The organism is Gallaecimonas zhanjiangensis (assembly GCF_057624825.1).
In genome coordinates this window covers 140,335-164,885 of the sequence record NZ_CM172603.1, presented here as the reverse complement: position 1 = coordinate 164,885, position 24,551 = coordinate 140,335, and the positions used below count along the sequence as shown (strand labels likewise).

At 59.4% G+C, this 24,551-nt stretch carries 27 protein-coding genes; 12 read left to right on the top strand and 15 right to left on the bottom strand.

The genetic code is table 11. The features are described 5' to 3' along the window. Positions 1 to 13: 13 nt before the first annotated feature. Positions 14 to 871 carry a 4-hydroxybenzoate octaprenyltransferase gene (gene ubiA / locus AC22G1_RS00760; RefSeq protein ID WP_487315107.1) on the bottom strand — a complete coding sequence of 286 codons (858 nt, stop codon included), beginning with the start codon at positions 869 to 871 and terminating at the stop codon, positions 14 to 16. Positions 872 to 881: 10 nt separating this feature from the next. Further along, entirely contained in the window at positions 882 to 1,370 is a 489-nt protein-coding gene (locus AC22G1_RS00755) for a chorismate--pyruvate lyase family protein (RefSeq protein WP_487315106.1), read from the bottom strand. 105 nt (positions 1,371 to 1,475) lie between these two features. Here AC22G1_RS00755 and AC22G1_RS00750 point away from each other — a divergent pair, with 105 nt between their 5' ends. Next, positions 1,476 to 1,898: a flagellar basal body-associated protein FliL gene (locus tag AC22G1_RS00750; RefSeq protein WP_487315105.1), complete on the top strand. Its 423-nt coding sequence runs from the start codon at positions 1,476 to 1,478 to the stop codon at positions 1,896 to 1,898. Here AC22G1_RS00750 and glpG read toward each other — a convergent pair. Then, complete coding sequence (glpG, locus tag AC22G1_RS00745; protein WP_487315104.1) at positions 1,892 to 2,722, bottom strand: rhomboid family intramembrane serine protease GlpG; 831 nt, start codon at positions 2,720 to 2,722, stop codon at positions 1,892 to 1,894. The genes AC22G1_RS00750 and glpG overlap by 7 nt on opposite strands. Then, entirely contained in the window at positions 2,688 to 3,026 is a 339-nt protein-coding gene (gene glpE / locus AC22G1_RS00740; protein ID WP_050658880.1) for a thiosulfate sulfurtransferase GlpE, read from the bottom strand. The genes glpG and glpE overlap by 35 nt, the downstream gene beginning before the upstream one ends. A gap of 111 nt (positions 3,027 to 3,137) precedes the next feature. On the opposite strand from glpE, the gene AC22G1_RS00735 reads away from it, so the two are divergent. Next, a complete protein-coding gene (locus tag AC22G1_RS00735) occupies positions 3,138 to 4,142 on the top strand; it encodes a substrate-binding domain-containing protein (RefSeq protein WP_487315103.1) in 1,005 nt (334 codons plus the stop codon). Then, the gene (locus AC22G1_RS00730; RefSeq protein WP_232338713.1) at positions 4,129 to 4,239 is read left to right on the top strand and encodes a DUF5363 family protein; all 111 of its coding nucleotides are present in this window, start codon (positions 4,129 to 4,131) and stop codon (positions 4,237 to 4,239) included. Before AC22G1_RS00735 ends, AC22G1_RS00730 begins: the two co-directional genes overlap by 14 nt. Before the next feature lie 25 nt (positions 4,240 to 4,264). Here AC22G1_RS00730 and AC22G1_RS00725 read toward each other — a convergent pair whose 3' ends face one another. Both AC22G1_RS00725 and AC22G1_RS00720 read right to left on the bottom strand, forming a co-directional pair. Beyond that, positions 4,265 to 5,260, bottom strand: coding sequence for a GGDEF domain-containing protein (locus tag AC22G1_RS00725; RefSeq protein WP_487315102.1), 996 nt, complete (start codon positions 5,258 to 5,260; stop codon positions 4,265 to 4,267). A gap of 91 nt (positions 5,261 to 5,351) precedes the next feature. Beyond that, positions 5,352 to 6,446: a glycosyltransferase family 4 protein gene (locus tag AC22G1_RS00720; protein WP_487315101.1), complete on the bottom strand. Its 1,095-nt coding sequence runs from the start codon at positions 6,444 to 6,446 to the stop codon at positions 5,352 to 5,354. Positions 6,447 to 6,684: 238 nt separating this feature from the next. On the opposite strand from AC22G1_RS00720, the gene AC22G1_RS00715 reads away from it, so the two are divergent. Further along, positions 6,685 to 8,337, top strand: a complete 1,653-nt coding sequence (locus AC22G1_RS00715) for a choice-of-anchor I family protein (protein ID WP_487315100.1) — start codon at positions 6,685 to 6,687, stop codon at positions 8,335 to 8,337. 45 nt (positions 8,338 to 8,382) lie between these two features. On the opposite strand, the gene tdh is transcribed toward AC22G1_RS00715, so the two are convergent. The 3 genes from tdh to AC22G1_RS00700 form a co-directional block, all read right to left on the bottom strand. After that, a complete protein-coding gene (gene tdh / locus AC22G1_RS00710; protein WP_123422497.1) occupies positions 8,383 to 9,408 on the bottom strand; it encodes an L-threonine 3-dehydrogenase, zinc-binding type in 1,026 nt (341 codons plus the stop codon). 36 nt (positions 9,409 to 9,444) lie between these two features. Next, a complete protein-coding gene (gene kbl / locus AC22G1_RS00705) occupies positions 9,445 to 10,635 on the bottom strand; it encodes a glycine C-acetyltransferase (RefSeq protein ID WP_487315099.1) in 1,191 nt (396 codons plus the stop codon). A 124-nt stretch (positions 10,636 to 10,759) separates the two neighbouring features. Then, positions 10,760 to 11,401, bottom strand: a complete 642-nt coding sequence (locus AC22G1_RS00700) for a TetR/AcrR family transcriptional regulator (RefSeq protein ID WP_050658887.1) — start codon at positions 11,399 to 11,401, stop codon at positions 10,760 to 10,762. A gap of 73 nt (positions 11,402 to 11,474) precedes the next feature. Here AC22G1_RS00700 and rfaD point away from each other — a divergent pair, with 73 nt between their 5' ends. Genes rfaD through AC22G1_RS00685 form a run of 3 tightly spaced genes read left to right on the top strand, consistent with a single transcriptional unit; the run spans position 11,475 to position 14,178 of the window. After that, positions 11,475 to 12,422, top strand: a complete 948-nt coding sequence (rfaD, locus tag AC22G1_RS00695; RefSeq protein WP_123422495.1) for an ADP-glyceromanno-heptose 6-epimerase — start codon at positions 11,475 to 11,477, stop codon at positions 12,420 to 12,422. After that, positions 12,401 to 13,432, top strand: coding sequence for a lipopolysaccharide heptosyltransferase II (gene waaF / locus AC22G1_RS00690; protein ID WP_487315098.1), 1,032 nt, complete (start codon positions 12,401 to 12,403; stop codon positions 13,430 to 13,432). Before rfaD ends, waaF begins: the two co-directional genes overlap by 22 nt. Further along, entirely contained in the window at positions 13,429 to 14,178 is a 750-nt protein-coding gene (locus tag AC22G1_RS00685) for a glycosyltransferase family 2 protein (protein WP_487315097.1), read from the top strand. The genes waaF and AC22G1_RS00685 overlap by 4 nt, the downstream gene beginning before the upstream one ends. On the opposite strand, the gene AC22G1_RS00680 is transcribed toward AC22G1_RS00685, so the two are convergent. Beyond that, complete coding sequence (locus AC22G1_RS00680) at positions 14,162 to 15,256, bottom strand: glycosyltransferase (protein WP_487315096.1); 1,095 nt, start codon at positions 15,254 to 15,256, stop codon at positions 14,162 to 14,164. The genes AC22G1_RS00685 and AC22G1_RS00680 overlap by 17 nt on opposite strands. Positions 15,257 to 15,462: 206 nt before the next feature. Here AC22G1_RS00680 and AC22G1_RS00675 point away from each other — a divergent pair, with 206 nt between their 5' ends. From AC22G1_RS00675 to AC22G1_RS00655, 5 genes are all read left to right on the top strand, one after another. Next, the gene (locus AC22G1_RS00675; protein WP_487315095.1) at positions 15,463 to 16,179 is read left to right on the top strand and encodes a beta/gamma crystallin-related protein; all 717 of its coding nucleotides are present in this window, start codon (positions 15,463 to 15,465) and stop codon (positions 16,177 to 16,179) included. Between the two features lie 74 nt (positions 16,180 to 16,253). Continuing rightward, positions 16,254 to 17,249, top strand: coding sequence for a galactosyltransferase-related protein (locus AC22G1_RS00670; protein ID WP_487315094.1), 996 nt, complete (start codon positions 16,254 to 16,256; stop codon positions 17,247 to 17,249). Between the two features lie 16 nt (positions 17,250 to 17,265). Beyond that, on the top strand, positions 17,266 to 17,757 hold the full coding sequence (gene coaD, locus AC22G1_RS00665) for a pantetheine-phosphate adenylyltransferase (protein WP_050658892.1): 492 nt from the start codon (positions 17,266 to 17,268) through the stop codon (positions 17,755 to 17,757). A gap of 4 nt (positions 17,758 to 17,761) precedes the next feature. Continuing rightward, positions 17,762 to 19,180, top strand: a complete 1,419-nt coding sequence (locus AC22G1_RS00660) for a capsule assembly Wzi family protein (protein WP_487315093.1) — start codon at positions 17,762 to 17,764, stop codon at positions 19,178 to 19,180. A 10-nt stretch (positions 19,181 to 19,190) separates the two neighbouring features. Then, positions 19,191 to 19,718 (top strand): hypothetical protein, encoded by a 528-nt coding sequence (locus tag AC22G1_RS00655; RefSeq protein ID WP_487315092.1) that lies wholly within the window; start codon positions 19,191 to 19,193, stop codon positions 19,716 to 19,718. Here AC22G1_RS00655 and AC22G1_RS00650 read toward each other — a convergent pair whose 3' ends face one another. Genes AC22G1_RS00650 through AC22G1_RS00630 form a run of 5 tightly spaced genes read right to left on the bottom strand, consistent with a single transcriptional unit; the run spans position 19,719 to position 24,548 of the window. Next, entirely contained in the window at positions 19,719 to 20,453 is a 735-nt protein-coding gene (locus AC22G1_RS00650; RefSeq protein WP_487315091.1) for a DUF707 domain-containing protein, read from the bottom strand. It lies immediately after the preceding gene. Continuing rightward, complete coding sequence (locus AC22G1_RS00645; protein WP_487315090.1) at positions 20,450 to 21,595, bottom strand: UDP-galactopyranose/dTDP-fucopyranose mutase family protein; 1,146 nt, start codon at positions 21,593 to 21,595, stop codon at positions 20,450 to 20,452. Before AC22G1_RS00645 ends, AC22G1_RS00650 begins: the two co-directional genes overlap by 4 nt. A gap of 19 nt (positions 21,596 to 21,614) precedes the next feature. After that, positions 21,615 to 22,424: a bifunctional DNA-formamidopyrimidine glycosylase/DNA-(apurinic or apyrimidinic site) lyase gene (gene mutM, locus AC22G1_RS00640; RefSeq protein WP_487315089.1), complete on the bottom strand. Its 810-nt coding sequence runs from the start codon at positions 22,422 to 22,424 to the stop codon at positions 21,615 to 21,617. A 9-nt stretch (positions 22,425 to 22,433) separates the two neighbouring features. Then, a complete protein-coding gene (locus AC22G1_RS00635) occupies positions 22,434 to 23,117 on the bottom strand; it encodes a glutathione S-transferase family protein (RefSeq protein WP_487315088.1) in 684 nt (227 codons plus the stop codon). A gap of 60 nt (positions 23,118 to 23,177) precedes the next feature. Continuing rightward, on the bottom strand, positions 23,178 to 24,548 hold the full coding sequence (locus AC22G1_RS00630; protein ID WP_487315087.1) for a dihydroorotase: 1,371 nt from the start codon (positions 24,546 to 24,548) through the stop codon (positions 23,178 to 23,180). Between the last annotated feature and the right edge of the window lie 3 nt (positions 24,549 to 24,551).

Genomic DNA, 24,551 nt, shown 5'->3' with positions numbered 1-24,551 from the left:
ACAAGCCATTGCCTTATTGCATCAGGTAATCGGCGTAGATCCCCATGGCCACCACCATGCCGGCGTAGTTGTTGTTGAGAAAGGCCTTGAAGCAGTTATCGCGGTCGCGGTTGCGCACCAGCCATTGCTGGTAAACAAAGAACACCGCCATCGCCAGCACTCCCAGGTAATAAGGCAGCCCAAGGCTGGCCACCACCCCGGCTTGCAGCAACATCAGCAACGCCGCCAGTTGCAGAAGACCGGTGATGAGCTTGTCGGAGCGGCCAAACAGGATAGCGGTGGATTTCACCCCAATACGGATGTCGTCGTCCCTGTCCACCATTGCGTAGAAGGTGTCGTAAGCCACGGTCCAGGCGATGTTGGCGGCAAACAGCCACCAGATGGACTCGTCAATTCGCCCGGTTTGCGCCGCCGATGCCATGGGTATGCCCCAGCCAAAGGCCATGCCCAGCACTACCTGGGGCAGGTGGGTAAAGCGCTTCATAAAGGGGTAGCTAAAGGCCAGGGCCAAGGCCACCAGCGACAACAAGATAGTGAGCCGGTTGAGGGTCAGCACCAAGCCAAAGGAGACCAGGCACAACACACCAAAGAGAATGATCGCCTCGCGGCTGGTCACCGAGCCCCGGGCCAGGGGCCGCTGGGCGGTGCGCTTAACGTGGCCGTCGACCTTTCGGTCGGCAAAGTCGTTGATCACGCAGCCGGCCGAGCGCATCAAAAACACGCCGGCAAAAAACACGAAAGTGATCCAAGGGTCTGGCAAACCGTTGGAGGAAACCAGCAAAGCCCAGAGGGTGGGCCAGAACAAAAGCAGCGAACCGATAGGTTTATCGGCGCGCATCAGCTGCATATAGCTTTTATATTTTTCTTTCATCGGTTCCATCTCAAAGGTCAAAGACGGCGGGCAGAAACACTTCCATCACCCAAACCGGGCTTTGACCAGGCGCACGAAAATCAGAACAGCGAGCCCACAGGGTCTGCGCTGCCAACCCAAGGGCACTACCCTCTACCTGGGCCAGCAGGATATCACCTCGGGTCCAGCCGTCATCGGCAAAGAGCCGCTCACCCAGCGGCTGTTCGCCTAGGCTGGTAAAACCTTGCTGGCTGACAAAGAGGCTGCGGGCGTAAATGCAGGTTTTGTCGTCGGCCTCCAGCAGCACGGTGCGTTCGCTCACCACCGCCGGCAACGACAACCAGGCTTGCTGCCGGGCATTGAGTTCAATTTGGGTCAACGACTGTAACTTGACCCTGAAATGTTTGCTGTGGCGTTTCAAACGCCGAGTCAGCGAGCCTTGGTCAAGCAACCAGTCACGTTGCTGGCTGCCAAGACCTTCGGCCTCAGCCACTGACATCCACTGCCAATCAGACCACATGCGGGAACAGGCTTGTTTTGAAGGTGCCCCATGATATCACCGGCATCTGGCGAGCCAAGTGCTTTACTGGCAAAGTATGAGCGCCAATTTTGAAAGGGGACATCCATGCGTTATCTGTTACCACTGCTGTTGCTTGCCACCACCGCCCTGCCCGTCCTGGCGCAGGCCGCCGAGGAAGAAAAAGCCGGTGAAGCCAAGGCAGCAACCCAGTACGGCTATTACGAGCTGGAGCCTGACATCATCACCAACTATGTCAGCCAAGGTAACAGGTTGGGCTATATCCGGGTGACGGTGCAGCTGATGCTCAAAGACGACAGCAAGAAGGATTTGGTAGAGCACCATGCGCCGCTGATCCGCGACGCCCTTATCGAGATCTTCGGCAACCAGACCGGCGACGATATCCGCTCCCTGCAGGGCCGCGAGCAGATCCGCAAAGCCTGCCTGAAAACCACTCAAGACCTGCTGCTAAAAGAAACCGGCGAGCCGATTGTCGCCGATTTGCTCTTCACCAAGTATCTGTATTACTGAGCTTTACTGCCCTTAAATGGCAGCGCCGCCAGGGCGCAGCCGGCTACCAGGCCCCACAGGTGGGCCTGGTTAGCAATGGGCAGGCCAATGCCCACAAAGCCCAGCACCAGCCAAGCCAGCATGAACAGCACCAGGGAGTTGGGCAGCATGATGCCGCGCCGCGGGTAGAGTAGCCCCGACACCCAGAAGTACCCGAACAGGCCGTACACCACCCCAGAGAGGCCGCCAAAGGCCGGCCCCGCCGCCAGAAACTGCGCCAGGTTGCCGGCAAAGCCGGTCACCAGGGTGATAAGGGCCAGATGCAGGCTGCCTTCTTGCTTTTCCACAATGCCGCCCAGCTGCCACCACCACAGCAGGTTGAAACCGATATGCAGCAGGGAAAAGTGCAGCAAAATCGGCGTCACCAGCCGGTAGGCGTTGGTCAGGGTAACGGCATCGAGGCTGGCCGGGAACGACAGTGCTTGATAGAGCCCGGCATAGCCCAGCATCCACGGCAGGTACACCAGTACGCACACCACCAACAAACCCAGCGTCAGGGGGCCAGCAACAAAGCGCAACTGCAACTGGCTGTTGTAGCGAAAGGGCGACGGCCTGTCGCCGCCGCTTTGCCAGCTGGCCGAGCTGTAGCGCGGGTCGTGGGGTTGGGTCAGGAAATGTTGCCAGGCTTCATCGAGCCACTCCGGCGCCGGCAGCGCCACCTCAACGGCAACGTCGCTACCGGCTAAGGCCAGCCTGGCTTTTACGCCACGGGTTGCCAGGTAGTCGACAAAGCCCTGAGCCAGCCTCGGGTCAGGAAAGTGACCCAGTATCTTGGTCGCGGACATAGGGGTAGGCTTTTCTCCAGGCTTCGAAGCCGCCGTCGAGGCTGTACACTTCTTCAAAGCCCTGTTGCAGCAGGTATTGCGCCGCGCCCTGGCTGGACACGCCATGGTAGCAGCAGACGATAACAGGGGTGTCGAACTCGGCTTCGGTCATAAACCGATGCAAGGTCCCGTTGGTCAGATGGTAGGCACCATCGATATGACCGCCGGCAAAACTGGCCTCGTCGCGGATGTCCACCAGCCTTGCTTGGCCATCATTGAGCTTATGAAACGCTTCATCGATTGATATATGGGCGAACTGCTCCATACAATACCTCTCTTGATTTGCTGCCCTAGCATACCTCTTTAATGGCAGTGGGCGTTAACTTGGCCAAGGGTTTTGGTTAAGCTTTACGCAGAGCTCCCGCAGGATTAGTTCATGGCCACCATAAAAGATGTCGCCAACAAAGCTGGCGTCAGTATCTCTACCGTCTCTCACGTGCTCAACAGCACCCGTTTTGTGGCCGAAGCCACCAAGGAACGGGTGTTCCTGGCCATCAAGGAGCTCAACTACGCCCCTTCGGCGGTCGCCCGCAGCCTCAAGGTCAACCGCACCCGCACTATCGGCATGCTGGTTACCACCTCCACCAACCCCTTCTTCGCCGAGGTGATCCGCGGGGTTGAGGAGGCCTGTTCCGCCCAGGGTTACACCCTCATTCTCTCCAACTCCGGTGGCGAAGTTGCCCGCCAGCAGGCCAGCCTGCGCATGCTGATTGAAAAGCGGGTCGACGGCATCCTGGTGATGCTCTCCGAAGACGCCTCCGAGGTCTACGAACTGCTGGGCACCCACCCGGAGCTGCCGCAGGTGATCATGGAATGGGGCGATACCCAAGGGGATATCTACCGCATCCAGGACAACGCCGAACAGGGCGGTTATCTGGCCACCCGGCACCTGATTGATAAAGGCCATAAGGCAATCGGTTGCATCACCGGCCCGGCCAGCAAGAGCCTGACCGTAGAGCGCCTAGCCGGGTTTAAGCGGGCCATGAAAGAGGCAGGGCTTGCCATAAATCCAGACTGGATCCTCGAAGGGGATTTCGAGCCTGAAGGGGGCTGCGCCGCCATGGAGCAGCTGCTGACCCAGCAAAGCCGCCCCACCGCGCTGTTCGTGTTCTCCGACCCCATGGCCCTTGGCGTTATTAGCGCTGCCCATATGGCCGGCCTGCACGTGCCGGAAGATCTCTCGGTTATCGGCTACGACGATGTGCCCATGGCCGGCTTTTTCAGCCCGCCGCTGACCACTATCCATCAGCCCAAATATCGCCTCGGCCACAAGGCCGCCAAGATTTTGCTGGCCAAGGTCAATAAGGAAGAGAGCGACAGCAAGGTGCTGACCCTGCATCCGGAATTGATTGAGCGGAGCTCGGTACGTGAATTGGTTTAAAAACTGGCTGGCCCGGTACGATGCCTGGTCGCTGCGCTGGGGCCTGCACCCGGTGTATAAGCGCAGCTGCGTACCTCAAAAAAAAGAGCGGGATTAACCCGCTCTTTTTTGTGGCGCTGACCTTAAAGGGACAGCGGCATTACCCGGTTGCGGCCCAGGCGCTTGGCCTCGTACAGCAAGGCATCGGCCTTATCCACCAGCTGAATGCTGTTGTCACCGCCCTGGCCCTGGGCCACCCCCAGGGAGGCGGTAATTTTGTCAATCTTCTGGCCGGTGCGTTTGTCGGTTACCGTGACCTTGGCAATCAGGCTGCGCAGACTCTCGGCCTTGCGCCGGGCCACCGCCAGTGGCGCATCCACCAGCACCGCAAATTCCTCGCCGCCAAAACGAAACGCCAGGGCTTCGTCCTTTAAAAACAGGCTGATTTGCCGGGCCGTGGCTTTGAGTACCTGGTCACCGAGCAGGTGGCCGTAGTTGTCGTTAACGGCCTTGAAATGGTCGAGGTCCAGCAGGATAAGCGACACCGGGCCTGTCATGCTGGCCAGTTCCATGTCGAAGGCGCGGCGGTTGCGAAGGCCGGTCAATACGTCCACCAGCGCTTCTTCGCGGCTCTTGGCCAGGGCCTCTTTGAGCCTGGACACCTCGTCTTCGGCGGTGCTGAGCCGGCTTTGCAGGTGATCGGCACTGCCGTTCATCCACTTGGCGTCTTTCACCAGGTTACGCACTTCGTCCATCAAGGTGTCGAGGCTGATATTGCCATCCTCGATGCCGCTCAGGCGCGCAAAGCGCTCGTTCAGGGCCCGCTGGAATTGGGCGGTGTCTTGGCGAGTGTCTTGCAGAGTTGAGCTCAGCTCCTGCGTCAGGGCCTGCAAGCTGTCGTTAAGGCCCTGGGTGTCGCGCCAGCGGCTGTCGGCCAGGTGCGCCTGGTATAAAAGCGCCGCCGAGCTCGGGCCCAGTTCGTCGTTTTTCGCCAGGGTTTGGTCCAGAGCCCGGTTCAGCTCGGGATTTTCTTCGCTGACATAGACATACCAGAGACTGTAATGCTCTGGCGTCGGCGGCAGCCGGTATTTGGATAGCAAGCCAAGGGTTTTTTTGAAGATGTCGTAGACAGTGCTCATGACTACCCAGTCTTTTTGTTAGGTCCTAAACCAGTGTGGACAGCCTGGACGGAAAAAACAGGTCCGGGCCCATTTTTATCCGGCTACGCCGTTACTGTTGGCGATGAATGGCCAGCAGTTTTTCCAGGTTGCGGTGCATGTCGAACTTGCTTTTCACCAATGCCTGGCCACTTTGCACCATCTGCGCCGTTAATGTCTTGTTATTGATCAAGTCTTCAATTTTCGCGGCCATGTCGGCCACATCAAAGGCCTTGGCCAACAAACCGGTTTGGCCGTGCACCACCACTTCCGGGTTGGAAGAGGCGTCAAAGGCCACCACCGGCACTCCGTGGTACAGGGCTTCGATCAGGGTGTTGGCGCTGCCTTCGTACTTGGAGGTAAAGGCCAGCAGGTCGATAGCCGCCATAAAACCGGCCATATCGCTGACATGGCCCAGCAGCCGGATATCCTCCCCCAGCCCCGCCGCCTCGATAGCCGCTTCCAGCTCCGCCCGTTTTTCACCTTCACCGGCGATATCGATACGCACCTGATGGCCCTTGGCCTTGAGGCGCTGGCAGATCTCCACCAGCCACAGCTGGCCCTTTTGGTCCACCAGCCGCCCGACACTGCCGATGACCAGCGGCGCCTTATCGGCCGCCAGCGCCTTGGGCGCGGGAAAGGGCAGCCGGGTATCGACCCCGTTGTAAATGATGCTGGTCTTAGCCACCGGGAACCAGGCCTCATTACCCTTGACCATCTTGTCGACGATCTCCTGGGAATTACCGACAACATGGGTGATAACGTCGTTGAACAGCCATTTATTGAGCGCGCTGGCGCTGGGCTTTTTGGGCATGCCGCGCCGGTAGACAATGTGCCTGACCCCGGCAAGCCTGGCGGCAAGACCGGCAAACTTGGCATCGGACGGCAGGTTCAGCACCACGGTGCTGACGCCGTTGTCTTTGAAAAAGTTAACCAATTTAAACAGCTTGAGCGGGTTTAGCAGGCTGAGGTTGCCAATTTGCATGGCCAGGGGCGAAAAGCCCGCTTGGGTGGCTGCCCGGTACAGGGCCGAATCGCGGTTGGTCACCATCAGGGTGGGGACCTGCTGATCCCTGAAATAACAGGCGGTGGACAGGTGCCATTTCTCGCCCCCGCCCCACTGGCCATTGGTGTTTACAAAGCAGATCGCATTCTTGGCAGCTGTCACTGGCGCCCTTTCCAATGCCCCGCCGGGGCGGCATACGGTTGATTATTCGCGCAAGATACCAGATCCCGGCGCCAACCGGCATGGCAGAGGGTGAATTCGCCTCCCCCTTTTATCTCCCGCCTTTAACCTCCCCCTGCTACCGCTCATCGCAGATGTAGCGAAAAGGAAAAACCAGTCACATCAATGAAACAACTCACCATTAGGGTGTGCGCCATCAAAAACCCTGAGGTGTGCAGCCATGACCAAACGCTTTTCCCTTATCGCCCTGGCCCTTTTAGGCCTGAGCGCCTGTGATGACAACGATAACGATACGCCGCCGGTGGTTACGCCTGAGCCGGCTCCGGCCAAGGTCGACATCAAATTGTCGGTGTTGGGCCGCTACAGCGCCGGCGTGATTGGCGAGAGCGCCGCCGAAATCGTCGATTTTGACCCGGCCAGCAAACAGCTGTTTGTGATTAACGCTGCCGCCGGCACCGTGGACGTGCTGGACGCCGCCAACCCGGCCACCCCCACCAAGACCGCCACCCTGGACGTGGCCGCCCTCATCGGTGAAGCCATCGGCGGCGTCAACTCGGTGGCGGTGAAAAACGGCCTAGTGGCCGTCGCGGTGGAGAACGACAACAAGCAAGCCGCGGGTTACATCGCCTTCTACAAGGCCGATGGCCTGCAGGCGCTGGGCTTTGTGGGCGCCGGCGCCCTGCCGGATATGGTGACCTTCAGCCCCGACGGCCGTTATGTGCTGAGCGCCAACGAAGGCGAGCCCAACGCCGCCTACGACAACGACCCCGAAGGCTCGGTGACCCTGGTGGACTTAGGCGAAGACCCCCTGACCAAAGCGGCCAGCCTCAAGCCAGAAGACGTCAAACAGCTCAACTTCAACGCCTTTGACGCGCAAAAAGACAGCTTGATGGCGAGCGGCGTGCGCATCTTTGGCCCCAATGCCAGCGTCAGCCAAGACCTCGAACCCGAATACATCGCCGTCAGCAGCGACAGCACCAAAGCCTATGTGACCTTGCAGGAAAACAACGCCGTGGCGGTGGTGGACTTGGCCTCTGCCAGCATCACCGGCATCTCGGCCCTGGGCTTTAAAGACCACAGTGTCGAAGGCAACGGCCTGGACGCCTCCGACAAAGACGATGCCATCAACATCAAAACCTGGCCGGTGATGGGCATGTACATGCCCGACTCGGTGGCCAGCTTCACCGTTGACGGCGTTACCTACCTGGTCACCGCCAACGAAGGCGACAGCCGCGACTACGACGGCTTCTCCGAAGAAGCCCGGGTTAAAGACTTGGCTCTCGACCCAACCGTCTTTGCCGACGCCAGCTTGCAAGACAACGCCAACCTGGGCCGTTTGCAGGTCACCACCACCCTCGGCCAGGACGCCACCACCGGCTTCTACACCCAGCTCTACAGCTTCGGTGGCCGCTCCTTTAGCGTCTGGAAGGACGAAGGCGGCGTGGTCAGCCAGGTGTGGGACAGCGGCGATGCCTTCGAGCAATACCTGGCCGAGGCCCTGCCAGAAGACTTCAACTCCGATAACGAAGAGCAAGACAGCTTCGACAGCCGCTCCGACAACAAGGGCCCCGAGCCGGAAGGCATAGCGGTGGGCACCATCGGCGAGCAGCACTTTGCCTTTGTGGGCCTGGAGCGCATCGGCGGCATCATGGTCTACGACGTCACCGACCCGGCCGCGCCTGTGTTTCAGGACTACATCAACAGCCGCGATTTTGCCGCCGAAACCCTGGAAGCCGCCGGCGACCTGGGCCCGGAAGGGGTGCACTTTGTCAGCACCGAAGACTCCCCAAGCGGCGAGCCGATGCTGATTGTCGGCCATGAGGTGTCCGGCACCACGGTGCTCTACCAGATAGCCACCAGCCCCCGCAGTTAAGGGAGAGGGTGATAAAAAAACCGGCCTTTTGGCCGGTTTTTTTGTTTAGCTCCAGTCGAGAATGACTTTGCCGCTTTGGCCGGAGCCCATGGTGTCAAAGCCTTTCTGGAACTCCTCCACCTTGAACTGGTGGGTGATGATGGGGGTGAGATCCAGGCCCGATTGCACCAAAGAGGCCATCTTGTACCAGGTTTCGAACATTTCCCGGCCGTAGATGCCTTTGATAACCAGGCCCTTGAAGATCACCTTGTTCCAGTCGATGGCCATGTCGGAAGGCGGAATCCCCAGCATGGCAATTTTGCCGCCGTGGTTCATGGTGTCGAGCATCAGCCTGAAGGCGGACGGTACCCCAGACATCTCCAGGCCCACGTCGAAGCCTTCGGTCATGCCCAGTTCTTTCATCACGTCCTTGAGGTTTTCCTTGGCGACGTTAACGGCGCGGGTAGCGCCCATCTTCTTGGCAAGCTCCAGGCGGTATTCGTTGACGTCGGTTATCACCACATGGCGGGCACCGACGTGACGGGCAATGGCCGCGGCCATGATGCCGATGGGGCCGGCGCCGCTGATAAGCACGTCTTCACCCACCAAATCGAAACTCAGGGCGGTGTGCACGGCGTTGCCGAAGGGGTCGAAAATGGCGGCCACTTCGTCAGGGATGTTGTCGGGCAGTTTGAACACGTTGTAAGCCGGAATAACCAGGTATTCGGCAAAGGCGCCGGCACGGTTAACACCGACCCCAGTGGTGTTGCGGCACAGGTGCACACGGCCAGCGCGGCAGTTGCGGCAATGGCCGCAGGTGATATGGCCTTCACCGGAAACGCGGTCGCCAATCTTGTAGCCGCGCACTTCCTCGCCCATGGCGACAATCTCGCCCACGTACTCGTGGCCCACCACCATGGGCACCGGAATGGTGTTTTGCGCCCATTCGTCCCACTTGTAGATGTGCATGTCGGTGCCGCAGATGGCGGTCTTTTTAATCTTGATCATCACGTCGTTGTGGCCCATTTCGGGTTTCTCCACATCGACCATCCAGATCCCTTCTTGTGAATGCAGTTTGCTGAGCGCTTTCATGGCTTACACTCCAGAACCCTTGCGGGCGAAATTCGGTTAAATCACGCCCAGTTCTTTGCCTGTGGCGATAAAGGCGTCGATAGCCTTGTCCAGCTGCTCGCGGTTGTGGGCAGCAGACATCTGGGTGCGAATACGGGCCTGGCCCTTGGGCACTACCGGGAAGCTAAAGCCCACCACGTAGATACCCTTTTCCAGCATTTTGTCGGCAAAGGCCTTGGCCAGCTTGGCGTCGCCCAGCATCACCGGGATGATGGCGTGGTCTTTACCGGCCAGGGTGAAACCAGCGGCGCTCATGCGCTCACGGAAGTAAGCGCTGTTGTCCCAGAGTTTTTGGCGCAGCTCGCTGCCTTCGCCCAGCATGTCCAGCACCTTGATGGAGGCGCTGACAATGGCCGGGGCCAGGGAGTTGGAAAAGAGGTAGGGGCGGCTGCGGTTACGCAGCATGTCCACCACTTCCTTGCTGGCGGCGGTGTAGCCGCCAGAGGCGCCGCCCAGGGCCTTGCCCAGGGTGCCGGTGATGATGTGTACCCGGTCCAGGCAGTTATGGAATTCGTGTACGCCGCGGCCACCTTGGCCGACAAAACCCACGGCGTGGGAGTCGTCCACCATCACCAGGGCGTCATATTTCTCGGCAAGGTCACAAACACCGGGCAGGTCGGCGATGATGCCGTCCATGGAGAACACGCCGTCGGTGGCAATGAGCTTGAAGCGAGCGCCGGCGGCATCGGCCGCTTTGAGCTGCTCTTCGAGGCTGGCCATGTCGTTGTTTTTGTAGCGGAACCGCTTGGCCTTACAGAGGCGCACGCCGTCAATGATAGAGGCGTGGTTCAGTTCGTCGGAGATGATGGCATCTTCCGGGCCCAGCAGGGTTTCAAAGAGGCCTGCATTGGCGTCAAAGCAGGAGCTGTAGAGGATGGCGTCTTCCATGTTCAGGAAGGTGGCAATCTTTTGCTCCAGCACTTTGTGGTTGTCCTGGGTGCCGCAGATAAAGCGCACCGAGGCCATGCCGAAGCCGTGAGTGTCCAGGCCCGCCTTGGCGGCCTTGATGAGCTCAGGGTGGTCGGCCAGGCCCAGGTAGTTGTTGGCACAGAAGTTCAGCACGTCCTTGTTACCGACGTGGATGGCAGCCTGCTGGGCGCTGGTGATGATGCGCTCGTCTTTGTACAGGCCTTCTTCTTTCAAAGTGGCCAGTTCCTGGCGCAGGTGGTCGAACAGCTTGGCACTCATGGGTGGCTCCGAAAAATCGATTTCGGCGCTATTGTAGCGAATACCGGGGCAAGAAACAGTCGGACCAGGGCCAGCTGCTTGACGCTTTCGTCAAGCAGCCCTGACAGCCCCGTCGGCCGTGGCCTTAGCGGGTGCGAAGGGCCAGGCGGCGGTAGTGATCTTCGAGGCGGGCAATGGTGTCGCGGGCATCCGGCGCCAGGTAGGGGCGAATGAGGAACAGTACCTTCAATACTCCCTGGTAAATCACCGGCCGGGTAATGGCGGCGTCCACTGCCTGGGTGGTCTGGTAGCTAATCCAGAAGGTGACCATGATCTTCACCGTATGGGCCAGATCGGGCAGGTCGGCCTCGTCGATGGCAAGAATGCCCTCGGCCTTGAGGGTATGGAGTATCGCCACCACTCGGTCGGCCAGTTGGGTTTGCACCAGAAAGTATTCCTGATGCAGGGCCGGATTGCGGGCCAGGATATCGGGCAGGCTGGCGTAGAAGAACCGGAACTCCCACATGGTGTAGAAAACCCCGTCCAGGTAAGACATCAGCACGTCCAGGGTGGGGCCGTTTTCCTTGGGGGTAAAGGCGGTTTCAAGGTGGCGCACGTACTCGCCGAAGATGGCGTGGACAATGTCCTCCTTATTGCGAAAGTGGTAGTATAAATTCCCTGGGCTGATACCCAGATGCGCCGCAATATGGTTGGTGGTGACGTTCCGCTCACCCTTTTCGTTAAACAGCGCCAGGCTGGCTTTCAGAATTTTGTCTCTGGTTTTCACATGCTTAGGCCTTCTAGCCAAATTAACCAGAGTCTACCATGTAGCCAATGCGCTTGGCACACAGGGGAAATTGATGATCATCGTAACGGGGGGTGCCGGTTTTATCGGCGCTAACATCGTCAAGGCGCTCAACGAGCGTGGTTATAAAGACATTCTGGTGGTGGACGACCTCACCGACGGCACCAAATTCAAGAATCTCGCCGACTTGGACATCGCCGATTACCTGGACAAAGACGACTTCATCGCCCGCATCGTTTCCGGCGACGAGTTCGGCCCCGTAGATGCCATTTTCCATGAAGGTGCCTGCTCTGCCACCACCGAGTGGGACGGCAAGTTCATGATGGAGAACAACTACGAGTACTCCAAGGAGCTGCTGCACTGGTGTTTGGAGCGGGAAGTGCCCTTCCTCTATGCCTCCAGCGCCGCCGTTTATGGCGGTTCAGAAGAGTTTCGCGAAGACCGCGAATGCGAAGGCCCGCTCAACGTCTACGGCTACTCCAAGTGGCAGTTCGACCAGTACGTGCGCCGCATCCTGCCCCAGGCCGACAGCCAAGTGGTGGGCTTTCGTTACTTCAATGTCTATGGCCCCCGCGAGCACCACAAGGGCAAGATGGCCTCGGTGGCCTATCACCTGCACAACCAGCTGCTGGAAGACAAAAACCCGCGCCTGTTCGAAGGCTACGACGGCTACCCCAACGGCGGCCAGCAGCGCGATTTTGTCTACGTAGGCGACGTGTGCAAGGTCAACCTCTGGTTCTTCGACCACCCGCATTTGTCCGGCATCTTCAACCTGGGTACCGGCCGCGCCGAGCCCTTCCAGAACGTGGCCGAAGCGGTAATAGCGCACCACGGCAAGGGCCAGGTGGAATACATCCCCTTCCCCGACGAGCTTAAAGGCCGCTACCAGAGCTTTACCCAGGCCGACATCAGCAAGCTGCGCACCGTGGGCTACAAAGAGCCCTTCAAAACCGTGGCCGAAGGGGTTGGCGAATACCTGCAATGGCTCGACGCCAAGGCATGAAGCTACTGGTAGTGGGCCCGTCCTGGGTCGGTGACATGGTCATGGCCCAGGCACTGTTCATCGATATCCAAAAGCGCCACCCCGATGCCGTTATCGACGTGCTGGCACCGGGCTGGTCGCTGCCGATCATCGCCCGTATGCCGCAGGTGCGCCGGGGTATTGCCGCCCCTTGGGGCCACGGCAAGCTCAACCTCAAGGGCCAATGGCAACTGGCCAGAACCTTAAAAAAAGAAGGCTACGACAAGGCCCTGGTGCTGCCCCGCTCCTTTAAATCGGCGCTGATTCCCTTTATGGCCGGCATTCCCGAGCGGGTTGGTTTTAGCGGCGAAGGGCGGAGCTTTATGCTGAGCGATGCCCGCAAACGCCGCCCTACCCGCAGTGGCAATGTCGTTACCGACAAAACGGTGTGGCGCTACATGGCCATGGGGGTCAGCAAAGCTGACTACCAGCGTTACCAGTTCGAGGTGCCGAGCCCGGCGCTGATCATCGATAAAGACAACCTCAAGGCGGTGATGGCCAAACTGGCACTGCCGCTGGATAAGCCAGCAATAGCGCTGTGCCCAGGCGCCGAATACGGCCCCTCAAAGCAGTGGCCGCTGGAAAGCCACCGCACCCTCGCCGCCCGGCTGGTGGCCAAAGGCTATCAGGTGTGGGTGATGGGCGGCCCCAAGGATGTGGACGCCGGTCAGGTGATAAGCGACGGCCAAGCGTTTGTTTTCAACCTCTGTGGCAAGACCCGCCTGGAAGACACCGTGGATCTGTTCGCCCACTGCCAACAGGTGGTGAGCCACGACTCGGGGCTGATGCACGTTGCCGCCGCTGCCGGCGCGCCGGTGGTGGCCATTTACGGCTCCACCAGCCCGGATTTCACGCCGCCACTCACAGGCAAGGCCACCATAGTGCGCCACCCCATCGAATGCAGCCCCTGCTTTGAGCGCACCTGCCGCTTTGGCCATTACCGGTGCCTGACCGAAATTGGTGTCGAGCAGGTGCTGGAGACCCTTGCATGAAACTTTCTGCGGTGATCATCAGCAAAAATGTCGGCAAGGACTTGCCAAATTGCCTGAAAAGCCTCGATTTCGTCGATGAGATTGTGGTGCTGGACTCCGGCTCCACCGACGACACCCTGGCCCAGGCCGAAGCCTTTGGCGCCCGTATTTTCCAAAGTGACGGCTGGCCCGGTTTTGGCCCCCAGCGCCAACGGGCCCAGCAGCATGCAAAAGGGGAATGGCTATTCTGGATAGACGCCGACGAGGTGGTCACCCCGGAGCTCAAAGCCGGCATTCTGGCCGCCATTGAGGACAGCACCCCGCAGCAGGTGTACCGCGCCAACCGGCTCACCGATTTTTTCGGCCGCTTTATCAAGACCTCCGGCTGGTACCCGGACCGCATCGTGCGGCTGCACCGCAATAGCGAATACCGCTACGACGATGCCCTGGTGCATGAAAAGGTGGACTGCAAAGGTGCCAAGGTCAAAGACCTGCCCGGGCACCTTTTGCACTACACCACCGGCGACCTGACCAGTTACCTGCAAAAGTCGGTGCGCTACGCCAACGACTGGGCCGATAACAAGGCGCGCAAGGGGAAAAAGGCGGGGGTGTCGTCGGCAGTGCTGCACAGCATGTCGACCTTTTTACGAAAGTTCGTGTTCCAGCGCGGCTTTATGGACGGCAAACACGGCTTTTTGCTGGCCGTGTTCGCCGCCCATTATTCCTTCAACAAATACGCGGCACTGTGGCTTAAAACGCGCCGTTAACGGTGTCTTTGATGACCTTGGCCAGATCCCTGGCTGACTGCGCCACGTTAAAATGCTCGCCAATGCGCTGGCGGGCATTTTCGCCCATGGCGCGGCACAGCTCGCGGTCATTGAAAAGGCGCATTACCCCTTCGGCCATGGCCTTTACATCACCCGGCGCTATCTTGATGCCGCTGATGCCGTCTTCAATCAGCTCGGCGCTGCCGCCGGTGTCAGACACTATGGGCGCCACCCCGTAGACCATGGCTTCAATCACGGTCTTGGGCAGGCCTTCGCGCTTGGTTGAGGCGAGGATAGAGACATCGCAGCCGGCGATAATGGCCGGGGCGTCTTTACGAAAGCCGGCCAGGTGGATGCGGCCCTTCATGGGGCTGGCGTCAATCATCGCCTGCACTTCGGGCTTGTCCATGCCGCCGCCCACCAGCAACAGGTGGATGTTGGCGTCCTCGGGCAACTGATGAGTCATTTCCATCAACACCGGCAACCCCTTGCGGGGCCGCAGGTTGGCCACCGAGCCCATCACAAAGGCGCCCTCGGGGATCTCAAATTCGCTCAAATCCACCGGGGTGTCGTTGTACCAGGCGAGGTCGTGGCCCTTATAAACGGTGCAAACCTTGTTCTTGTTACCCCACACCTGAGGGCGCAAATCCACCTCGGTGGCCTTAGCCACACAGACGATGCGGTCTACCCGCGGGTTGAGGTGGGTGAGATAACCGGCGGGGTTCCACTTCTCAATGTTGCCGGTCTGGCCACGGTAAGTGAGCACTTTCACCGGCAGGCCGATGGCGGCAAAGTTGGTGTTGCAGATGGCCTTGTTGTTAAAGCCGTAAACGGCGTCAAAGCGGCCCTCTTTCAGTACCCGGCGAATGTATTTGATGCTGGCCAGGCTGAATTTCTTCTTGGGGTGATAGGGGTGGACCTTCACGCCCATTTCTTCGAAACGGCGCACATATTCGGCGTCGCCCTGGGTCATCACTTCCAGCTCGATGCCGTGCTCTTTTAAGCCAATGAGCATCTCGGCTTCCGGCCGCACCGAGTTCCAAGTGTCTTTGTAGGAACTGATCACCAGCAGTTTCATGGCGTTATCTCCCCTTAAAATCGGCGCCAACATAGCACAAATACCGGGGACATTCGTCATTGAAAAGCAAGTCTATAACTTATGAATCAATCTATTACAAGCTGCTTGGAATGTCAGCTTTTTCAGATTTCATAAATGTGGATAGGTAGTAAGTAGTCCCAAAGATGGGGCATTGATGCAATTCTATTTAGGAGAAGGATTTTAAAGTGAAAAGGATCTTATTGCTTAGCGCATTCATTTCATGCACTCCCCTGAGCGTTTTAGCTGCGTCCGCTTCAGTGACGTCCGCAACCTTTTACAAGGACTCAAATTTTTCAGGCCAGTCGGCATCAATAGTCGGAGCAGCCTCAGTTAACTCAACTCAAGCAACTTATGATCTTCATGACTCTATATCATCATTGAAGGTGGCCAATGGCTATTGCGCTATTTTGTTCAAAGATAAAGGATTTGAAGGAACCCAAAAATTCTTCGGGCCGGGGGAGTATCCGGATTTGATAGCATATGGGTTTAACGATCAAACGTCCTCGCTTCATGTCGTAAATACCTATAGTTGCGATAACAGCGACCTCACGACGCTTTTTGTAGATAGTAACTATTCAGGTACAAGCATCAGTCTTCCAATCGGCTATATCGCAAACCGCATAGATGACGCCAACTGGTCACATAACCTTAATGACAAGCTGACATCCATCAAATTGGGAAGTGATGCCTGCGTGATTCTTTATCAGGACTCCAATTTATCAGGTGCAAGTATTCAGATTAAAGGCAGTAATGTTTCGACTCTGGTGGACTATGGCTTTAACGACAAAGTCTCTTCCTTCGCAGTAGTAAACGCCAGTCAGTGTACCTCTCCTGCAACTCCTGGAACCGGCTCAGGTGGCGGCACTGGTGGTGGTGGTGGTGGCAGCCACGATCAAAACTAAAAGAACAAAACGAAGAGTATATCAGGGGCCATTTGGCTCCTTTTTTATGTCTGCCATTCACTTGGGATACCGCTATGAGGTACTGGCTCCGCCCCGGCGCTGATATACTCAGCGCTCAAGATGGCGGCGCGCCCCGCCTTTACCAGACCAAGGAATGCCAAGACGTGTCGTCCCCCAGGTTCCCGGCCCAGAATGCGTTAAAAAGACTGCTCAACCGTTTTTTACCCCGGGGCCGGGTCGGCACTGACCCCGCCCTTGCAGGCAGCCAAGGCCGGTACCGGCCGGTACCGGTTTACAACCTGAAGATGCCCTGGCTGGCCGCAAGAGACCTGCGCCGCTCCCGCCAGCCCAGCGAGTTTGCCTTTGAAGAAGGCAAGAAGCTGACGGTGATCATCCCCTTTCGTAACCGTGACGAGCACCTGGCGGCGCTGCGCCCGGCATTGGAAGCGCAGCTCGATGGCCAACACATCGATTACCGCATTTTGGTGGTGGAGCAAGCCGGCGACGGCATCTTCAACAAGGCCCGGCTGATCAACACCGGCATCCTCCACGCCGCCGCCGACAGCGACTATTACTGCATCCACGATGTGGACAATATCCCGGTCAACGCCGACTACCGCTGCCCCAGCCTGCCGCTGCGGCTGGTGACCAAGCTGCAAACCACCCACAGACGTGAAACCGAATACAAAGACCACTACTTCTCCGGCGCCATCACCTTTCGCAAGGAACATGCCTTTGCCGCCAATGGCTTGTCCAACCAATACTGGGGCTGGGGCAAGGAAGACGACGACTTCTTCTTCCGGCTGCTGATGCAGGGCCTTTGCTGCTTTGCCGATTACCAAGGGGTTTACCGGGATTTGGCCAACCCCCAGTCGCAGCATTTCACCAAAGCCACCCAAAAGCGGGTGTCGCCGCAGCTTAGCGCCAACCGCCACCGGCGCAACAGTATGTTACGTTTGCAACTGGACCCGGCCCGCGATGGCCTTAACTCGCTGACCTATAGTATTCTCGCCGCACAAACCGAAGGCCGATTCGAGAAGATCGTCGTCGATATCGGCAGCCAAGGATGATAGCCAGGAGCCAGCTATGACTGTCAGGGTGATCTACCCCGGAACCTTCGACCCCATCACCAACGGCCATACCGATTTGGTGGAGCGGGCTTCAAGGCTGTTCAGCCAGGTGATTGTCGGCGTTGCCGCCAACCCGTCCAAGAAACCCATGTTCAGCCTCGACGAGCGAGTGGCACTGGCCAAGCAGGTGGTGTCGCATCTGAGTAACGTGTCGGTGGTAGGCTTTTCCGGGTTGCTGATCGACTTTGCCAGTAAGAACCAGGCAACGGTGCTGATCCGCGGCCTGCGCGCGGTGTCGGATTTCGAATACGAGTTCCAGCTGGCCAATATGAACCGCCGCCTCAAGCCGGATCTGGAGTCGGTGTTTTTGACCCCGGCCGAAGAAAATTCCTTTATCTCCTCGACTCTGGTCAAGGAAGTGGCCCTTCACGGCGGCGACGTTTCGCAGTTCGTTCATCCCGATGTTGCAAAGGCTTTGTTAGAAAAAGTCCAACAGAGACAAGGATAAATCCATGTTGTTACGCCTTAGCGCCCTGGCCTCACTGGTGCTGGTCAGCACCGCTGCCGCCGCCAAGGGTGTCAGCCCCTATTTGCCCCTCAACCAGTACCCCGAGCTGGAGCACCAGGTGGAGCGGGCCATGGCCATTGCCGGCCGCGCGCCTCTGAAAAAACCCTATAGCGCCGCCGAGGTGCAAGACGCCCTGCCAGCCATTTGTGGTAAGGACCAGGCCCTTTGCGGCCAGATCAAACGCTTTTTGGAGCGCTACAAACAGCGGCTGTCGCTGACCCAGGCCAGCCTGACTGCCCGGGTCGACTCCGGCGACGGTAAAACCCTGGACCCAAACCAGCGCGGCCTGAGCTCTGACGATAACCTGCGGGTGGATGTCAGCGGCTATTGGCAGTTCTCCGACTACGGCATCGTCACCGTCGGCGGCCAGTTCACTGAAGACAACGCCCAGCCGGTGGACACCATGCTGTCTCTGGGTTTTGACTGGGCCCAGCTCGATATCGGCTACCGCTCGCACTGGTACTCGCCGATGCACGACAGCGCTATGTTGTTGTCGACCCAGGCCGAGAACATGCCGGGCATCACCTTGTCCAACACCCGGCCACTGACCGATTTCAATATCCGCTACGAATTCTTCGTGGGGGAGATGTCATACAGCAGCCACATCGCCTACCAAGGTGGCTACACCGCCGGCAAGCCGAAGATAACCGGGCTGCACCTGTCCATGGAGCCTCTGGACGGCTGGTCCATCGGCTTTAACCGCATCATGCAGTTTGGCGGTGGCGCCCGTGGCGGCGACTCCCTGAGTGATATCGGCAAGGCGTTTTTTAACCCCACCGGCAACGACAACACCGGCCAGGGGGTCAACGAGGACACCGAATTCGGTAACCAGGCGGCGTCTGTTACCACCCAGTTCCACTTTGACGGCGACACCCCCTTTAACCTCTATTTCGAGTACGCTGGCGAAGACACCTCCCATGCCACAAACTGGCGCCTGGGTAATGTCTCGCTGTCTGGCGGGCTTTATATCCCTCGTATCGCCGACAACTGGGATCTCACCTACGAGTTTTCTGAGTGGCAGAACAGCTGGTATGTGCATCACATCTACCAGGATGGTCTTAGCAATAAAGGGGTGATCATCGGTCACTGGGGCGCCACCGAGCGCCAGTTTGGCGACGGCGTCGGCGCCCAAGCCCATACCCTGATCCTCGGCTGGACCCCTTCTGCCACCGACATGTGGCGCTTTAAATACCGCACCCTGCAAAACCAGGGCTACTCCAGCATCGATTACAGCCGCTTCCAGCAGCTAAGCGCCGCCTATTCAACGGTTTGGCGCCGCTACATGGTGGGCGGTGAAGTGACAGTGCAACGCGACGTCTTTGGCGACAGCTCCGCCATGCTGAGCGGCTATATCCGTTGGTAAGGAATCGACAATGAAGAAAATCGCATTTTTGGCCCTGGCTGGCCTGATGACCTTTGAGGCCTCCGCCACCACGGTTATGACCGAAGTGGGGGCCAATTTCAGCCGCGAGAAGGTGGATTTGGGCTCGCCCACCATGGAGCCTTTTAACCGCAGCAGCGAGGTTACCCCGCACCTGATGGCTGGCGTCTATCGCCCGGCCGGCAATGGCCTTTTTGGCGTGGCCCTGGATTGGGACCGCAGCAACGGCCGCAACCTTTTGGGGCTGCGGGCCCTGGATTATCACTATCCGCTGGGTGACAGCTTCGAGGTGCACGGCTTTTTGGGGGGCGCCCGCTTGTCTGACACCCGCCCGGCCTATGGCTATTACTACGGGGCCGGTGTCAGCTACAAACTGCCCTACCAAGGCTGGTCGATAGGGCTGGATTTTCGCAAGGCCGACAAGCTGGCCCGCGACAAGGAGCCTAGCGACCCGGCAGGGCGGCAAGATGTCTACTTCGACATCCAAAGCGCCACCCTGTCGATCCAAAAGCGGTTCTGATCAGAAGATGTAGGGCAGCCAACGCAGTTTGACTGCCCGACCCGCCAGCTCCATCACAGCGCCGTAATGGCGCTTTTTCTTACTGAGCTTGTAGCGGCGCATGATCTCGTCCCGCTCCTGGCCTGGGCTGATACCCATGGCCTGGTAGTAGCCGCCTTCGGGATTGACCGGCCGGGTGTGGGTGACCGCCGCGGCATCGATAATGCCAAGCGGGCCCCAGCCGCGCTCACGCACCAGCTTGTTCCAGTAGTAATCCACGCCCCAACCGGTCTTGTTGAGGGTAAAGGTGGGCAGCAACATCTCCAGGGTGTCGCTGGTCATCACCGGCACCATCACTTCAACGTAATTGGTAAAGCGCAGCTGGGCCCAATCCCGCTGGCGGGTGATCTTGAGGCTGATGTAGCTGTCCTGGGTCAGCGCTGGCTGAGCCAGCTTCAGCTGATACTGGTGGAACAGGGCAAAGATGCGGTTGATGTTGGCGGCATCGGTTTTGATGTCGTCATCGGGCAACCAGATGGCGTCGTACTCTTTGATCCAATCCCAATTGGCCGCGATCTGGCTGCTCAGCAGCTGCCACTTGCTGCCCTTTGCCTCGGCATAATGCTGGCATTGCTCCCGGTAGAGACCCGACTGGTCACCAAAGTAAATCAGGAACAAATCAAAGTCCTTTTGGCCTTCCAGCCACTGGGGATGCAAGGAGCCGTCCCCGACACAACAGATCACCAGGTTTTTCATTGCGCCAGCATCTCCTCAACGGCGGGGGGGAAAGTCAGGCCGGGGTCGGCCTTGAAGGCCCGGGCAAAGGCCAGGGTTTCGAGGATCACCAAATCCATATTGAGGTAGCGATACGAGCCCAGCCGGCCGATAAAGGACACCCCGGCGGTTTGCTTGGCCAGCGCCGCATATTGCCCGAACAGGGCTTTGTCGGCCGGGCGGCTGACCGGGTAGTAGGGGATGTCGCCATCCTCAGTGGCCTTGCTGAACTCGGTAAAGACGATGGTCTTGTCGTGCTGTTCCCAGGGGGTGAAGTGCTTGTGCTCGTGCTTGCGGGTAAAGGGCACGCTCATATCCGGGTAGTTGAGCACAGCGTTGCCCAGGGCGTCGCCATCGAAACGCTGTTCGGTCCAGTAGACGGTGCGATACCCGAGCTTGCCCAGCTGGCAACCGAAGTACTGGTCCAGCGGGCCGCTCCAGAACAGGTGGTCAAAGCCCGCGCCGTCCCCCGGTGCTACGGCCTGGCCCAGCTCTACCTTAATGCCGGGGTGGTCCAAAATGGCCTCCACCATGGCGGTATAGCCTGCCTCGGGGATGCCCTGGTAGCGAGCGTTGTAGTAGTTGTCGTCGTAGTTGAAGCGCACCGGCAGGCGTTTTAGCACCGAGGCCGGCAGCTCGCTGGGCTCGCAGCCCCACTGCTTGCGGGTGTAGCCGTCAAAGAAGGTTTCATACAGCGCCGAGCCCAGCAGCTTGCGGCCTTGTTCTTCGAAGTTGGCCGGCTCGGCAATGTCGTCCCCCAGGCCTTCGACAAAAGTGCGGGCCTCGGCCGGGCTGAACGCCTCGCCAAAGAACTGGTTGATGGTATGCAGGTTCACCGGCAGGCTGAACACCCCTTTGTGGGTGACCGCCTTGACCCTGTTGATAAAGGGCCGAAACGGCGTGAAGCGGTTAACGTATTGCCAGGCTTCATCGCTGTTGGTGTTGAAGATGTGGGGCCCGTAGCGGTGCACCATGACCCCGGTTTCAGCGTCACGCTCGGTGTGGCAGTTACCGGCCACATGGGGGCGCTCATCCCTCACCACCACTTCGGCTCCGCCTTCGGCCAGCTCCCGGGCCAGTACCGCCCCGGCAAGGCCTGCCCCTGCAATCAAATACCGCGCCATAGCACCATCACTCCACAATTCAGCGCTGACAAAGGGCGCAGTATACCGTGCTGCGTCCACCAATGCGCACTTCCCTAAGCTCTGCGCCGCAGGCCGGGCAAGGCAGTCCCTTGCGGCCATAGACCTTGAGCTCCTGGGCAAAGTAGCCGGGCTTGCCGTCGGCGGCAGTGAAATCCTTCAAGGTGGTGCCGCCCTGCTCGATGGCCCGGGCCAGCACTGCCTTGATAGCTTCGGCGAGCTTCAGGTAGCGCTCCTGGCTGACATTGCCGGCCGGGCGGCGCGGGTCGATACCGGCCATAAACAGCGCTTCGTTGGCGTAGATGTTGCCCACCCCCACCACCACGGCGTTATCCATGATGAAGGTTTTGACCGGGATCTGCCGCTTGCGGCTGAGCTCAAACAGGCGCTGGCCGTCAAAGGCCTCGGTAAGCGGCTCCGGCCCCAGCTTGCCAAGCAGTTGATGCTGCTCGCCGGGGGGCACATAGAGCCAGGCGCCAAAGCGGCGCGGATCGGTGTAGCGCATCACCTGGCCACCGGCCAGCACCAAATCCACGTGGTCGTGCTTACCGGGCGCCTGGGCTTCAGTGAGGATACGCAGCGCTCCGCTCATGCCCAGGTGTACGAGGGCGCTGCCCATGGCGGTTTCGATTAAGAGATACTTGGCACGGCGGCTGACCTTTTCAATAACCTGGCCTTCCAGCAGCGCCAGCGCCTCCGGTACCGGCCAGCGCAGGCCGCGCTGGCGCACTTCGATACGGGCAATACGCTGGCCCAGCAAAAAGGGAGAGACACCGCGGCGGGTGGTTTCAACTTCCGGTAATTCCGGCATCAAGGTTCCTTACAGCGGATAACAGAAGCAATAGTCGCCAAGCCCGGGGAAGCGGGCCGCCAGCCGGGCGCGCCAGCTGTTAAGACGGGGCTCATCAGCCAGGAAATCAACAGGCCAGGTGGCGGCGCCCCACAGCATCGAGCCCAGCAGGCTCAAATCGCTGTAACCGGGTTCGTTACCGGCAAAAAACGGCTTATCGCCCAGCTCCTCGGCAAACTGTGCCAGCACTGCGTTAAAAGCAGCCTGGTCGGCCTTTTGCGAGCACGCTTCCAGGGCCATGCCGATCTGCGCCTCGCGGGTGGCGCGAAAATAGCGCTGGTCGCCCGGGGTCAGCAGCGGGTAGATGGCCGGCAGCAAAAACCAGCGAATGGCGACATTGAACACCTTGTCGCAGCGCTCCATAAAGGTTTTGGCCTGGGCTTGGCCTTCCGGGAACAGCGACGGCCCCTCTGGGTAGTGAGCCTCCAAGTAACAGGCAATATCCCAGGATTCCCACAGCACTTGCTCGCCATCAAACAACACCGGCACCTTGCCTTGGCCGGAGGCTGCGATCAGCGGTTTGTCGTTATAACGCCAGGCGCGGGCATCAAAGCTCACCCCTTTAAGCCACAGCGCCAGGTGAATGCGCCAGCAGTAAGGGCTGAAACGGCGCTGCGGATTGGCGCCAGCCAGCTCATAAAGAATACGGGACATGCAAACCTCCTTGGTCGGCGCCTAGCATAGCCGGGGCCAGGGTGGTTTGTCAGTCGCCGCTCAATTTTCTAGGAAGCGCAGTGGCTGGCCCAGGGGCTGCCCGAGCAGGGTTTCGTCACGCATCACCACTTGGCCGCGCACCACGGTGTGGATAGGCCAGCCGGTCACGGTCATGCCGTCATAGGGCGTCCAGCCGCTGATGCTGGCGATCCAGCTATTGCTGATGGTACGTCTGGCAGCCAAGTCTACCAGGGTCAGGTCGGCGTCGTACCCCAGGGCGATGCGGCCCTTGCCGGCCAGGCCGAAAACCCGGGCCGGACCACTGCTGGTGAGATCCACCAGCCGCGGCAGGTTCAGCCGGCCGGCGTTAACATGGTCCAGCATCACCGGCAGCAGGGTCTGTACCCCGGTCATACCGCTGGGGGATTGTGGGTAGGGGCGGGCTTTTTCGGCCAGAGTGTGGGGCGCATGATCACTGCCAATCACGTCGACCACACCGTCTTGAATCGCCTGCCACAGCGCCTCCTGATGGCGCCGTTCCCGCACCGGTGGGTTCATCTGCGCCAAGCTGCCCAACCGCTGGTAGCATTCCGGGGCAACCAGGGTCAGATGGTGAGGGGTGACTTCCACCGTCACCCGTTCCTTATGATGAGCCAACAACGCCATCTCCTCAGCCGTGGACACATGCAACAGATGCAGCCGCCGGCCGGTTTCACCGGCAATGGCCAGGATCCGGCGCGTAGCCCGCAACGCACTTTCCACATCCCGCCACAGCGGATGCAGACCCACGTCCCCGGCCGCCAGTGCCTGGCGTTCCCGTAGCCTGGCCTCATCTTCGGCATGGACCGCCAGCCGCCGCCGGCCGTAACCCAGAATGCGGCGCAGCACGGCATCATCGTCGGCTAGCAAGTCGCCGAAGGAACTGCCCATGAACACCTTGACCCCAGCGCAGCCGGGCAGGTTTTCCAGCGTTGCCAACTCAGTGGCGTTGGCAGCACTGCCACCGATGTAAAAGGCATAATCACACCAAGCCCGGTCCTGGGCCCTTGCCAACTTGGCCTGCAAATCGGCCGCGGTCAGGGTCAATGGCTGGGTATTGGGCATTTCAAAAACACCGGTCACACCGCCCAAAACGGCACCGCGGGTCCCGGCTTCCAGGGTTTCTTTGTGGGTCAGGCCCGGTTCGCGAAAATGCACTTGGCTGTCAATGACCCCCGGCAGCACATGCAGGCCCCTGGCCCGGATATGGCTGTCGCCTTGCCAGCGACCGCCCAGATCGCCCAGATCGCCCAGATCGCCCAGATCGCCCAGGGCGACAATGCGCCCATCAAGGCAGGCAATATCCAGCGTTTCGAGACCGTTTGGCGTGACTGCGGTGGCACCGCTGATCAGCAGATCAGCCCGGCGCTGCGCTACGGTGGATCCGGCCATCAC